The sequence below is a fragment of the Hymenobacter elongatus genome (genome assembly GCF_004745955.1).
Lineage (GTDB): Bacteria > Bacteroidota > Bacteroidia > Cytophagales > Hymenobacteraceae > Hymenobacter > Hymenobacter elongatus.
Window position 1 is genome coordinate 52437 of record NZ_SRLD01000029.1, and the last position, 12998, is coordinate 65434.

10 protein-coding genes are annotated in these 12998 nt (G+C 61.1%); 3 read left to right on the top strand and 7 right to left on the bottom strand.

The genetic code is table 11. The features are described 5' to 3' along the window. Positions 1-110 precede the first annotated feature (110 nt). Positions 111-506 (top strand): hypothetical protein, encoded by a 396-nt coding sequence (locus E5J99_RS14585; protein WP_135498548.1) that lies wholly within the window; start codon positions 111-113, stop codon positions 504-506. 459 nt (positions 507-965) lie between these two features. Beyond that, positions 966-2441, top strand: a complete 1476-nt coding sequence (locus E5J99_RS14590) for an alpha/beta hydrolase family protein (protein ID WP_167852149.1) — start codon at positions 966-968, stop codon at positions 2439-2441. 183 nt (positions 2442-2624) lie between these two features. Here the strand turns inward: E5J99_RS14590 and E5J99_RS14595 are convergent, their stop codons facing one another. The 7 genes from E5J99_RS14595 to E5J99_RS14625 all read right to left on the bottom strand — a co-directional run bounded on the left by E5J99_RS14595 (position 2625) and on the right by E5J99_RS14625 (position 12402). Beyond that, positions 2625-4820, bottom strand: coding sequence for an LA_2272 family surface repeat-containing protein (locus E5J99_RS14595; RefSeq protein WP_135498550.1), 2196 nt, complete (start codon positions 4818-4820; stop codon positions 2625-2627). A 99-nt stretch (positions 4821-4919) separates the two neighbouring features. Further along, positions 4920-6035 carry a FecR family protein gene (locus tag E5J99_RS14600; protein ID WP_135498551.1) on the bottom strand — a complete coding sequence of 372 codons (1116 nt, stop codon included), beginning with the start codon at positions 6033-6035 and terminating at the stop codon, positions 4920-4922. A gap of 198 nt (positions 6036-6233) precedes the next feature. Further along, positions 6234-7073, bottom strand: a complete 840-nt coding sequence (locus E5J99_RS14605; RefSeq protein ID WP_135498552.1) for a DUF4249 domain-containing protein — start codon at positions 7071-7073, stop codon at positions 6234-6236. Between the two features lie 33 nt (positions 7074-7106). Beyond that, entirely contained in the window at positions 7107-9494 is a 2388-nt protein-coding gene (locus E5J99_RS14610; protein ID WP_135498553.1) for a TonB-dependent receptor, read from the bottom strand. A 99-nt stretch (positions 9495-9593) separates the two neighbouring features. Next, complete coding sequence (locus E5J99_RS14615) at positions 9594-10322, bottom strand: head GIN domain-containing protein (RefSeq protein ID WP_135498554.1); 729 nt, start codon at positions 10320-10322, stop codon at positions 9594-9596. A 104-nt stretch (positions 10323-10426) separates the two neighbouring features. Next, positions 10427-11008 carry an RNA polymerase sigma-70 factor gene (locus tag E5J99_RS14620; protein ID WP_135498555.1) on the bottom strand — a complete coding sequence of 194 codons (582 nt, stop codon included), beginning with the start codon at positions 11006-11008 and terminating at the stop codon, positions 10427-10429. A gap of 104 nt (positions 11009-11112) precedes the next feature. Then, the gene (locus E5J99_RS14625) at positions 11113-12402 is read right to left on the bottom strand and encodes an MFS transporter (RefSeq protein WP_135498556.1); all 1290 of its coding nucleotides are present in this window, start codon (positions 12400-12402) and stop codon (positions 11113-11115) included. A gap of 281 nt (positions 12403-12683) precedes the next feature. Here E5J99_RS14625 and E5J99_RS14630 point away from each other — a divergent pair. Beyond that, positions 12684-12998, top strand: a 315-nt coding sequence (locus tag E5J99_RS14630; protein WP_135498557.1) for a hypothetical protein, incomplete at its 3' end; no start/stop codon positions are given.

A 12998-nucleotide genomic window follows, 5' to 3' on the forward strand; every position in this document is an offset into this window, starting at 1 on the left:
AAGCGCCTTCCAGCTATGATTGGCGCTTTCTTCTCATCATTTTACCAGCCTCATCTGCGTCGATGGCTGCTGGCAGAACATCACCATCATACTTACCACTGCCCATGAGAATGCTCATCATTGCGTTGCTGTTCCTCGCTTTCAGCAGACGCTCTGCCGCGCAGGACGCGCACGCCAAGCCGCTTCCGGCCACAAGGGAAGCGAGTAGCACCAGCGTCGCCCCCGACACAGCGCAGGCCATCAAGGCGCTTTTCACACGGCGGCGGGCAGGCGGCTGGGGATACGTCCGCCTAAACAGCTATTCGATTCTGCCCGCAATTGCCCTCTTCGTACTCGATACCAATCCTATCGGGCTGGCTTTGTCGGGCACAGCAGCCGGCGTCGGTATCGGCAAGCTGGTGCGCTTCAGTGCCAAAAAGGAGGCTACGCTGCTCGATGCTTACCAACGAGGCCAGCCATTGCCAGCTTCTGTCAGAAGGAGGCTGAAGAGCAAGTACTTCCATTAGAGCTTGGCACACCTCCTCTTTGGCACAGGCGAAATAGCGGCAGCTGCACGCCTGGCCGTACCTGGCAGCAGGCTACGTTCGAAAAGAGGCCACGGCGCTACCAGCATGGTACCTGAGTATGAGATTCCTTGGAAGCTGTTTAAAGAATAGTTTGACGGTCCTGCTCATCTGGCGTCCGCTTGCCGAAGCATGACGGCCTTTTGACTCTCTAAACAGCTTCAGTGGATGTAAGTACTGGAAACGGAAATTCCAGCGGCGCAGAACCAGTTATTTTCTCTGGAAAGTGACCATTGCAGCGCTCCGAAACACAATCGACCATGCTACCTGCATTCCACAGTTCAGCTTATGAATCTTCTGTGGACGGTGTGCCATAAGTTTGGTATTTTCGGGACCTTTTTCACGCCCACACCTCTCAGAGTCGATTACAAACAGTACTTTATGAAGAAATATTTACACCACTTGAGTCTCATATTTCTCGTTTTTTATCTGCCATTGACCACAGCGCGGGCCGGCGTGGCTGGCGTGGAACCCTCTCCGCTGAACGGGCAGTGGAAAGGCCAGCTGAAAGTACCCGGCGGCAGCCTCGATTTGATTATCACCATCGTGCCCCTGACGGGTGGCACCTACTACGCGGCCCTGGATGTCCCCAAGCAGAAAATAAGCCGGATGCCGGTGGCGGTAGAGCTGAAAAAGGAGGATGTGGTACTCAAGATTGAGCAGGCGGCCAGCCGCTTCACCGGCAAGCTCAACCCGGACGGCAAATCGATGGCGGGCACCTGGGAGCAGCCGGGCCTGAAGGAGCCAATAGAGTTCGTGCAGGCTACGGCGTCGGTGGTAAGCGCTCCGACGTTTAAAACGGCGTTGCCCTACAAGCTGGAAGAAGTAATTGTGCCCAATAAAGCCGCCAAGCTGCGTCTGGGCGCTACTCTGACCATGCCCACCGGCAACGGGCCGTTTCCGGCCGTGGTACTGGTCTCCGACGCGGGCCCCCAGGACCGGGACGCGTCGCAGGAGGAATACCACATGTTTGGCATTCTGGCCGACTACCTCACCCGCCACGGCATCGCTGTGCTGCGCTACGACGACCGGGGCGTGGGCAAATCGGATGGGCACTATGCCATTGCCACTACCGCCGACCTAGTGACCGACGCGCAGGCCGCTATGGGCTACCTGCGGGCCCACTACCGGATCGACAAGAAGAAAGTGGGCATGATTGGGCATGGCGAAGGCGCCAACATTGCCTTGCTGGCCGCTACGCAGCTCAAGTCGCCCGACTTTGTAGTTTCTTTGGCTGGCTACGGCATGCCGGGCCACGAGATACTGCGGCGGCAGCAGGTGGAAATCATGCGCATGATCGGGGCCAACTCCACCCAGGTAGACGCGGCGCTGAAGCTGCACGACAAGATGATCAACATCATCCGGCAAACGCCCAACAACAACCAGGCGCGGGGCAAGGTAGCCGCCATGATTCGGCTGAACAATGCCGATATCGACCCGACGATGGCCCGGGCCCGGGCCGCCCAGCTCACCTCGCCCTGGTACCGCTACTACCTCGACTTCGACCCCAAAGCGAAGCTGGGCGAAGTGCACTGCCCGGTGCTGGCCCTCAACGGCAACGAGGATTTGCAGGTGACAGCCAACAAAAACCTCTCGATTCTACAGAAAGGCCTGAAGTCGGCCGGCAACCGTAAAGTGACGGCACATAAAGTTGCAGGGGTCAACCACTCGTTTCAGCCCGACCAAGCGGAGTGGCCGCTGGTGAACGGGGAGCAGCACCCCAACTTCTCACCGAAGGCTTTGGAAGTGATGCAGACCTGGCTGGGCGAACACGCTAGGCCCGCCCCGCTGGCCATAGCTCCGACGCCGCGCTCCAACCCCCGCACCAGCCTGCAGAAACCGTCGAGGCCCGCAGCAGCGCAGAAAGTAAGCCGGTAGCGCAAGTGCGTGACTGGTGTACTGAAAAGAGCAAATAGCCTGACGACATTGCCAGGCCCGGCTTTCCCCGAATACGCACCTATCAGCCTTGTTGCTGAAGTAGCAACAACGAAAAAGAACGTCATGCTTAGCATGACGACCACATCTCATGACCCGTTTTTGCTTCAGGAATAAGTCTGGCACCTAAAACCGCAGGCCAATCTGCACGCCTGGCCACAGCCGCACCAGCGTGCGGCCCGATTTCGTATCGAGCAGCAGCAGCTGATTTTTGCCGAAGTCGGAGCTCGTGCCGCCGCCTTCGTTCTCATACAACCCCATGTTTAGGGTGGGCGAAAACACCAGCCCGAGGTGGCCTTGCGGCTCTATCTGCCACGTTAGGGAGGGCCGCAGCTGGGTGTAGGAAAGCAGCGTGCCCGCCGTGCCCGGCTGCTTCAGCAGGTACCAGTCCAGCAAATCCAGGTTCCAGGAGAAGCGCCCGTGCGGCCGGCTCGCCGTACCGATACCAAAGCCGGTAGCCCAATGAATACGGGTACCGAAGGGCTGGGTAGCGGCCGAGAGAATGGTATAATAGCGCGTCACACCGAGCTTCAGGGCCGCATTTAGCGGCAGCGTTTCACTGGCCCACACCTCGCCGTGCAGGTAGCCGTGCCGCACAATGTTGATGATGCCCAGCGTGGCTCCCTCCACCGAATCGGCAATGTTGATCAGGCCAAACTGCACACCATGTACATGCTTGGCCACGTTCACCAGTCCTAGCTGCAGCCCCCGCACACGGCGGGCCGTATTCAGTAGCGTAGCCGTCTGCAGGCCCCGAATATCAGTGCCGGTCAGGTTGGCCACGGCGGCGGCTTGTAGCAACGAACCCGGCAGGGAAGAAGCACTGGGAGCCCCTGGGTACCGGGCCGCCGAGTCGGTAGCCAGCAGGCGGGGCAGCCCCAGCAGCTGGCGCACCCAGGTCGGTCGGCCCGACAAGTCGGAGCGGGCCGCGCCGCCCACGATGTTGACGATGCCGGCCAGCTGAATGCCCCGGGCATCGTCGCGCACCACATTTGCAATGCCCGCGCCCTGCATGCCGCGTACCGAGCCGCCCACCACATTCACGACGCCCGCGCCCTGAATGCCGTTCACCTCCGTGCCGATAACGTTGGCAATACCCGCGCCCTGCACACCTTGCATCGTGTCGCGCACCACGTTCAGGATGCCGCCCAGCTCGACGCCGCGCACCCCGGCTGAGTAGCCGGCCAAGGCGTTCAGGGAAATGGTGTTGATGCTGCGCCCGCTGCGCAGCCAGTTGGTACCCAGCGGTGCCACAAACGATATCTGCCACCGACGTCGGTCGTAGGTCTGGCTCCGAACGGCGGGCGCGGCAATGGGCACCGGCTGTAGCAGCGTATCGCGGGCCGGCAAGCCGCTCCGTACCGCCACCACCTGCCCCGCCAGTGTATCGCGCCGGCCGGCTCTGGTCAGGCGTCGGGCACTGTTCTGGAGCGGCTCCTTCAGCCCGCTGGCGGCCACGGCTACCGAATCGAGGACGGCGCGGGCCCCACCGGCTACTTCCGTTACGCCTTTATTCAGGGTGCGGCCGGTTTGCCGGGCGGTGCGCGCCAGCGTGTTGGTAGCAGCTTGGGCCGTGGTGCGGGCCTTTTGCCGCAGGCGGGCCAACGCTGAGTCTGTTTCTTGGGTGGTACTATCGACGGCCGCCGGGCGCGAGGGGAGCGAGTCGGCAGATGATGGCGCGGGCCGAGGCACAGCAACGGCTACTGCTGGTTCCGGATTGGGTCCGGCAAGTGCTGGTGCAGCTGCTTTGGGTGAGCTGACTGGTGGGGCAGCACGAGCAATAGGGCGCTTGGGGGGAGTGAGAACAGCCGTTTTCTTCATCGGGCCAGCAGCCGGCGTCGATGATTTTACGGCTGCTATTGGTGGTTTCGCGCTTCGCAGGCTTGCCGCAGTGGGAGGCGCCGTTTTTCGGTTCGTCGCAAGCACGGCGGCGGGCGGGCGGGCGGCAGCCGCCGATGTGGGGACTACTGCTGGTGCAGAAGGGGGAACCGCAGGCGGGTTTTCGCCCGTGCGCCACAGCACGATTTGCCCGCCGATAACTTGGTAGGAAACGCCCCGGTTCTGGAATAGCTGTTTGAGCACTTCCCTTACCGGCTGAGCGTCTTTTGTGTGGAGGGTTACGCGCTTTTGCAGCGGAATAAATGTGCTGCTGTAGCTAAAGGACACCCCGCTCTGCCGCGCTATATCGCGCAGCACCTGGTGCAGCGGCATATTGGTAGCCACCACCCGCACCCGCCGCGCCAGCAGTGCCGACGAGGATTGGGCCTGGCTGCTGCCACTCCACAGCCACACGCACAAGGCAAGACAAACGACGTACCGCATGGGAGCGGAAATGAGGAGATGTGAGGAGAAAAACAGCTGGTCATCAGCCGTTCGTACTGAAAAAGCAGCGCGGCTACTCAGGCGGGCCCCACTTGTGGGCTACTCGCAGCCTTTACCGTCGAGCAGGAACCCATCAACGGTATTGCCGGTCAGGGTTGCATTGGTAGCCAGGCTCACGACTTGCAGTACCTGGGCCGGATCGGGCTGATGAAAAGTACCGGTGAAGCGGCAGTTCAGCAAGCTGTTATCCGACACGCGGATGGTGGTGCCAAACGTGGTGCGCAACGTCCGGACGACGTGGCTGAGGGAAGCATTATCGAACACCAGCTCGTCGGTTTGCCACGCCCGGAAGTTGGCATCGGCAGTAGCCGTTTGGCGCACCGGAGCCGGAACGGTGCCGCGGGCCGACACGGCCAGCACGCCGCGCATACCGGGCGTGAGCAGCACCGAGTCCTGGTGGTAGCGGCGACTGGCAAACGCCACTTTGCCCGTCACGACCGACACTTCCACCGAGTCTTCGGCAGCGTAGGCACGCACGTTAAAAGAAGTACCCAGCACGCGGGTGCGGGTGGCGGCACTCAGCACCGTAAAGGGCCGCTGCGGGTCTTTACGAACGTCAAAAAATGCTTCGCCCGTGAGCTGTACCTCCCGCGCACGGCTGCTGAACTCAGCCGCGTACGTTAGGGTAGAATGCTTGTTGAGCCACACCTGGCTGCCATCAGGCAACGCCACCAGGCGCTTTTGGGCACCGGCCGAAACGGCTACGGGCGGCGTGGGCAGCAGCTCGCGCCGATAAGCCCGAAACGCATATACGGCCCCAACCAGCAGCAAAATAGCGGCGGCAACCCGCAGCAGGGCAGGCAGCGCCCGGGGTCGCAGCGGAATAACGGTGTGCTCCGTCGCCGGCTCAGCTACGGCGGCGGGCTCCGTGCGGGTTACGCGCAGCTGGGGCATTGCTGCTGGTTTGGGTGCCATCATTTTCGGCCGGAACCGCTGCCAGGCGGCCTCCACCTCCATTGCTCCAAACAGCTCGGCTACCGGCGCGGCCCCGGCCCGCTCCCAGGCGCGGGTGGCATCGGTGAGCAGGCCCAGCCGTTTGGGGTCGGCCGTGACCCAGGCCCGCAGCCGCTCCAGCTCGTCGGGCGTGGCTTCGCCGGCCAAGTGTTTGGCCAGCAATTCCCAGGGCGCCTCAGACTCAGAGTGGAGAGTAGACATGCAGGATGAAACAATCAGAAAAACGACCGGCGCAACTCCTAAGCAAGTAAGCCAGGCCGGGGAAATGGTGGCCCAAAATCCACAATTTCTGCGGCAATCTATAACGGATGGTGTTGAGGAGCTACCGAGTGTCCGTTTTCAGTTTCCGCTACGACTACCAAACGCGCGCGGCTCGCACGTTGTCGCAGAATGCGCGGCCTACTCAATCACCAGCGAGTCGGTGCGCACGGTGTGGCCGGCGAAGTAGCCCACCGCCACTTTTTCGGAGCCGGCCACCACGTTGCGGACGTTGGTGCGCACGTTAGCGGGTGGCGTCGAAAACAGGCCTACGTTGTTGATCTGGGTTACCATCTCGTTCAGGAAGTAGAAATAGTCGCGGGTGATGGAAAGAGCCTCCACGCGCACTTTGTCGCCTTTTTTGAACACGCCACCCACGCCTTCCTCATTCGTCAGCTCCACGCCGTTGATGTAGTTGCCATCCACCATTTCGTCGTTGGTCACAATCAGGTCGCCCGGCTGGTTGAGGCGGCGGCCGTTGTGAAATACCTTGAACTGGTAGTAGTCGCCCACGCCCCGCGTTTCCTCGCCGTAGTATAGGATGTAATAGCCTTCGTTCCGGGTGCTGGTTTTGGCCCGAAACTCGGCCCGGACACTATCAATTTCGGGCGTGCGCCGAATCTCGGTTTCGGCCCGGTACTCCTCCCCTTCCGCCCGGATGGTCAGCACATACTGGTTCCCTATTTTGCCCCGCACGGTGCTCGTGGCGTAGCGGCCGGGGCTTACTTCGCGCAGCACTTCGCGCTGGCCTTCGCTGTCTTCCAGCGTCAGCACGGCCCCGCGCACGCGTGGCAGCTCGGCCTCATCGAAGTAAGGAGCCGTTTTGGTAAGCGTGACGTAGTACGGGCCCGGCTGGTCGGTGATTTCCCCTTCCACGGCCAGCAGCGGCTTGCCTTCCGGAATATCGACCGGCACTACATCGAGGCAGCCGGCGAGCGGCAACAGGCAGGCGGCGCAAAAAAAGGTGGCAATACGATTCATGAGACAGGTATGTAAAGGCCAGCGGGCCGGGGCTTAGAAATTGAAATTGTAAGAGGCTGAGGGCAGCACCGTCCCGAACACGGCCAGACGCACGGCCTCGGTTTTGGCCGGATTATCCGCGTTCTGGCGGAAATAGATGCTGTAGGGGTTGCGGCGGCCGTAGGCGTTATACACCGAGAACGTCCAGCTGCTGTGCCAGCGGCGGCTTGGGTCCGGCTTGCCCTCGTAGGTGGCGGCCAGGTCGAGGCGGTGGTAGGCGGGCACGCGGTAATTGTTGCGCACGTCGCCGTTCACGTTCGGAATCACCAGGCCCTGGTACACGTAGCGGCTGTCGGGAAACGTGGTGGCAATGCCGGTGCTGTAGTTGAAGGTGCTCGACACCGTCCAGCGCGGCGTGAGGGTGTAGATGCCCACCACCGAGAGGTAGTGCGTCTTGTCGTACTTGTTCACGTACCACTCGTTGTTGTTGATGCCGTTGATCTGCCGCTCGCTACGGCTCAGCGTGTAGCTCACCCAGCCCGTCAGCCGGCCTTCGTTCTTTTTCACGTAGAACTCGGCCCCGTAGGCCCGGCCCCGGCCATACAGCAGCTCGGCTTCCAGGTAGCGGTTCAGCAGCGTATTGGCCCCGTTGATGTAGTCGATTTGGTTGTCCATGCGCTTGCCAAACACCTCCACCGACGCCTCATAGGCGTTATCCTTGAAGTTGCGGAAATAGCCCACGGCCAGCTGGTCGGCGTGCTCGGGCTTAATGTTGTTGGTGCTCGGCGTCCAGACGTCCAGCGGCGACGAAGCCGTGGTATTCGACACCAGATGAATATACTGCACCATGCGGTTATAGCTGGCTTTCAGCGAGCTATGGCCGTTGAGCGAGTAGCGCAGCGAGGCGCGCGGCTCCAGGTTCGGGTAGCGCTTAATGAGCTTACCGGCAGCGTACTGCCGGGGGTTGACCGGGGTTTTCTGCCAGCCGTTGGGTCCTTCGTACTCATACACGGTGCTGCCCGAACCCATGTAGTCGAACATGCTCAGCCGCAGGCCATACTGCGCCGACAAGCGGGGCGAAAACGTCTGCTCATTGTCGAGGTAGGCGCTGTATTCCACCGCCCGCTGGTTGTCGAGGGCAATGGTGCGGAAGATGGAATTCGCGGAAATGGGCGTCACGCGGCCCGGCAGAAAGGTGTAGTAAATAGCGCCCGCGCCAAAGTTAAGCGTGCTTTGGGGCGTGCGGTAGTAGTTGAAATCAGCCTTCGCGCTGTAGTTCACGATGTTGGATTTCCAGTCGAACGACTGGTTGCCTTCCGGCACGCCCAGGCCGTAGTCGTACTTGCTGACCAAGCCCGTGACGTTGGCAAACAGCCGCGAGTTGAACACGTGGTTCCAGCGCACGGTGCCGGTGCGGTTGCCCAGCGTGTTCTTGAAATCCTTGCCGAAGGCAAATACGTCGCGCCCCAGGTAGCCCGAAATATACACCCGGTCCTGGTCGCCCAGCGTGTAGTTGGCCTTCGCCGAGAGGTCATAGAAATAGGCCTGGTTGTCTTTCTGGTCGGGCACGAATTTGAGGAACAAATCCCCGTAGGAGCGGCGGCCGGCCACGATGAAGGAGCCTTTATCCTTCACAATCGGCGCTTCCACGGCCAGGCGTGACATAATCAGGCCCACGCCGCCCGTCACGCCCAGGCGCTGGGTGTTGCCTTCCTTCATGCGCACATCCAGCAGGCTCGACAGCCGCCCGCCGTACTGGGCCGGAATGCCGCCCTTCACTAGCTTAATGTCCTTGACAGCATCGGGATTAAAGGTCGAAAAGAGCCCGAACAAGTGGGAAGCGTTGTAAATCGGTGCTTCGTCCAGCAGAATCAGGTTCTGGTCGACGCCCCCGCCGCGCACATTGAAGCCCGACGCGCCCTCGCCCACCGTGCTAATGCCCGGCAGCAACTGAATGCTGCGAATCACATCGACCTCGCCCAGCAGTGCGGGCATCAGCTTCACCGTTTTCATATCGAGGCGACTGGTGCCCATTTCGGTGCTTTTCACATTTTCGTCGGGTTTTTTGCCCGTCACCAGCACCTCGTCGGTTTGCAGGCCCTGCGTGGCCAGGCGCACCGAGCGGGTCAGGTTTTCGCTGAGCACGAGCGGCGTGTTTTGCGGTTCGTAGCCCACGAAGGTGTAGGTAATCGTGTAGGTACCCTTGGGCAGCGTGAGCGAGTAAAAACCGTATTCGTTGGCGGTAGCGCCAATGCCCAGACTTTTCACTACCACCGTAGCGCCCACCAGCGCCTCGCCGTTGGCCGCGTCTTTCAGGTAGCCGCTCACGGTTACTTTACCGTTGGGGTCAGCGGCCCGGCCGGCCGGCTGCTGCGCCAGGGCCCCCGTGGCGGGCAGCAGCAAACACAGGAATCCCAGAAATAGTCGAAGTGCAAATGCCATAGCGAAAGGAGATTTCGGAAGAGGAAAGGCCGGCCCGGCGCAAGGCACCAGTGGCTGGCCTGTATACATAAGCGGTGGTAGCGTCGACGACAGCCAGCGTTAGTTCGCGTCGACGACGCGGCCGGAGCCGGAGGTGCGCACCGTTAGGGCAGGGCGGCCTTTGTAATACACCGTGCCCGATCCGCTGATGGTGGCGCTCAAGCTCTGGGGTACTGTCAGGCGGGTGCTGCCCGAGCCGCTGATGTTCACCTCGGCGGCCTGCACAGTGAGCGGATACGCTTCTACCGCGCCCGAGCCGCTCAGGCGCACCTGGCAGCGGGCCGCGTCGCCGGCCAGCCGCACCGCGCCCGAGCCGGAAATATCAGCGTCCAGGCTCTGCACTCCGAGTACGCTCAAGTCGATGCTGCCCGAGCCCGACAAGCCGACGCTTAGCGCCGGCACCCGCCACGCATTCTGGCCCACTATCCTGCCCGAGCCCGACAGGGATACGCCCGTCAGAGAAGGAGCCGTGATATAGATGCGGATAGGATCGTGGCGGCGCACGCTCACCCGGCCAAAGCTGATGGACAGCCGCTCGCCGCTCACGTTGGTTTGCAGCACATCCAGAATGTTCTGCTGGGCTTCCACGCGCACGGTTTGGGTGGGCCCCTGCGTGAGGTATAGCTCGGCATCCACGGCCAGGTCGAGGCGGGAGAAGCCGGGCACGGCGCGGTTTTCGGCCGCTACCGGCCCACTGCCGGTTACTTTATCCGGAAAAATGTCGTCGCAGTCGCAGCCCGCCAAGAGCAGGAGCAGCGGTAGCAGGCAGAGGTAGTGCAGGTTTTTCATAGCCGTTGGTAAGGTTTCAGGTCAGAAGAAGGATGCTTTCTTCTGTCTGATCCGTAACCCTGCCTTCACCCCTACGCGCCCACAACTTATTTTTTCGCGGCAGCCTATAGCAGCAAGGAATACAGGTTTTTGAGCAGCCCGCTCAGCTGCTGCCGCATAATGCGCAGCGCCTTGCCCATCTGGTTTTCCACGGTTTTAGGCGAAATCTCGAGCGTATCAGCAATTTCCTGGTAGCTCATCTCATCGTAGCGGCTCATGGTGAACACCACCCGACACTGGGGCGGCAGCAGCCCCAGCGCGGCCTCCACCGAGTCCTCGGCTTCCCGCTGATATAGGGCGTGCAGCGCATTATCGACCTGCGGCTCTTTGTCCACCGGCGCGTCGTCCCAGGCTACCTGCCGCTTGCCCCGGTCGGCGTAGCGCAAGGCGGCATTCAGCGCCGCCCGGTATAGGTAAGCATGGTAGGTAGTCGTGATGACGAGCGTGTCACGGGCGTTCCAAACCCGCAGAAAAACGTCCTGCAGTAAATCCTGCGTGGCTTCCTTGTCCTTCACCACCCGCTGAATCACGTTGCCCAGCGGCCGATAGAACTCCTTGAACAGCAGCTCCATAAAGGCCTCCGCGTCGGTGTCGCGCAGGTGGGCGAGCCGGGCTTCTACTGCGTCTGGAGCATCGGAAGTAGCCATAGCGCGGGGTGGCCGCTAAGCCGTAAGCTGCCGGGAAAGGGCACCATCAGGAGGCAAAGCTACACTATATAGAGTTTCGACTAGCTTTTTCTCACATACATATGCTAGGCCACGGGCTCCGCTTGTTTCGGGCTCAGATCCAGATTCCGAAGCTTGTCGGCGCGCCAGGCCGTTACGGCCACCACCACGAGAGTCATCATGCCCCCAAACACGACCGAGGGCACCACGCGCATCAGCTTGGCCGCCGCCCCCGACTCGAAGGCCCCGATTTCGTTGCTGGAACCGATGAAGATGTTGTTGACGGCCGATACGCGCCCTTTCATGTACTCCGGCGTAAAGGTGTGGATCAAAGTAGAGCGCACGATTACGGAAACCGAATCGAACACGCCCGTCATGAACAACAGCACCATCGACAGCCAGAAGTTAGTGGATACGGCAAAGCCAATAGTTGCCAAGCCAAACCCCGCCACCGCCCACAGCAGCTTGCGGCCGGCGTGGTGGCGCAGGGGAAAGTAGGTCAGGGCCACGGCCATCAGCACCGAGCCCACGGCTGGCGCGGCCCGCAGGTAACCCAGGCCATCGGGCCCAACCTTTAGGATATCGGATGCAAAAATGGGCAGCAGAGCCACCGCGCCGCCAAAAAGCACGGCAAACAAATCCAGCGACAAAGCGGCCAGTACTATCTGGTTATTGAAGATAAACTTCACGCCCGATAGGATGCTTTCCTGCAAGCTCAGCCGCTCCCCTTCCAAGGGCGGCAAGGGCCGGCCCGTAATGGTCACGAACAGCAACAGGGCGGCCACCATCAGCACCGCATCCACGCCGTAGGCAACCGCAATGCCCAGCTTGGCAAACAGCAGGCCTCCAATGGCGGGCCCCAGCACCGCCGCCGCCTGCCAGGTTGTGCTGTTCCAGGTAATAGCGTTGGCAAGTCGCTCCCGGTCGGGCATCAGCTGCGGCATAAAAGAAAACAGTGCCGGCCCCAGAAAGCCCCGCGCAATACCGCTCACGAAGATAACCGCGTACAGCGGCAGCGTATACAACTGGTCTTTCGCCAACAGCCACGAGCCCACCGAATGGCTCAGCAGCCACAGCGCCACCGAACACAGCGCCAGCAGGGTCACTGCGGCCACGATGATATTCTTGCGCCGCACCGAGTCGGCTACGTGTCCGGCATACAGCGAAACCGTAATGCTGGGAATAGCCTCCGCCAGGCCAATCAGCCCCAGGGCCAATGGGTCTTTTGTAATCTGAAACATCTGCCAGCCCACTACCACACCCTGAATCTGGGTGGCCACAGTCATACAAACGCGGGCCGAAATCAACCGGCGAAACTCGGGCAGGCGTAGCGCCGCGTAGGGGTCGTGGGGCGTAAGCGAAGTATCAGCAGCCATAAAACGTAGCGAAGTCGGAAACGCGGCAAAGGTACTCCGAAAGCCGGGGCTGCACGTAGGCCGAGCTATGTAGATAGTTAGCCTATGCACTCAATCTGGCACTACTATGTCATTTCGACAAAGACCGGGCGGCGGGTATAATCCGTTGCGTCTTACCCGGCAGCAGGTAACTTGAGCAGAAGGCGTTATGCCGGAATTCAGGCTTTTATATCCCTCCCGGATTGTCTATCTTACTTGTCCAAGCTTCAGGAATCATCCGCTCTTCGCCTTCACTACTCGCTATGCCCACTATTATTCCCGTTGCCGATATCGTAGAGCTTACCCTGCGCGAGGATCTGGGCACCTTACTCGGCCGCTGGCTACGCCAGGTTAGCCTAGAAGAAGTACGACAAGGGTACGAAGCCACCCTGCGCGCCGCTTCGCCCAAGCGGGTGCGCTACTGGCTGCTCGACCTGCGCCGCCGGGGCACTATAGCGGTTTCGCGAACGGTTTACCCCTCATTGCAGGCATTGGGTATGGTAGCCGCAGTGGTCAAACCAGTTGCGCGCATCTTGGCTCGTAATCCAGCTGATGGCTTCCTGCAGGGCCTGCTCCAG

Bases quoted from the DNA above. Each gene is read 5' to 3' on its own strand.
- E5J99_RS14605 (WP_135498552.1), bottom strand. From the start codon at position 7,073: ATGAATCGTATTGCCACCTTTTTTTGCGCCGCCTGCCTGTTGCCGCTC.
- E5J99_RS14625 (WP_135498556.1), bottom strand. From the start codon at position 12,402: ATGGCTGCTGATACTTCGCTTACGCCCCACGACCCCTACGCGGCGCTA.
- E5J99_RS14595 (WP_135498550.1), bottom strand. From the start codon at position 4,820: ATGCGGTACGTCGTTTGTCTTGCCTTGTGCGTGTGGCTGTGGAGTGGC.
- E5J99_RS14585 (WP_135498548.1), top strand. From the start codon at position 111: ATGCTCATCATTGCGTTGCTGTTCCTCGCTTTCAGCAGACGCTCTGCC.
- E5J99_RS14600 (WP_135498551.1), bottom strand. From the start codon at position 6,035: ATGTCTACTCTCCACTCTGAGTCTGAGGCGCCCTGGGAATTGCTGGCC.
- E5J99_RS14610 (WP_135498553.1), bottom strand. From the start codon at position 9,494: ATGGCATTTGCACTTCGACTATTTCTGGGATTCCTGTGTTTGCTGCTG.
- E5J99_RS14620 (WP_135498555.1), bottom strand. From the start codon at position 11,008: ATGGCTACTTCCGATGCTCCAGACGCAGTAGAAGCCCGGCTCGCCCAC.
- E5J99_RS14615 (WP_135498554.1), bottom strand. From the start codon at position 10,322: ATGAAAAACCTGCACTACCTCTGCCTGCTACCGCTGCTCCTGCTCTTG.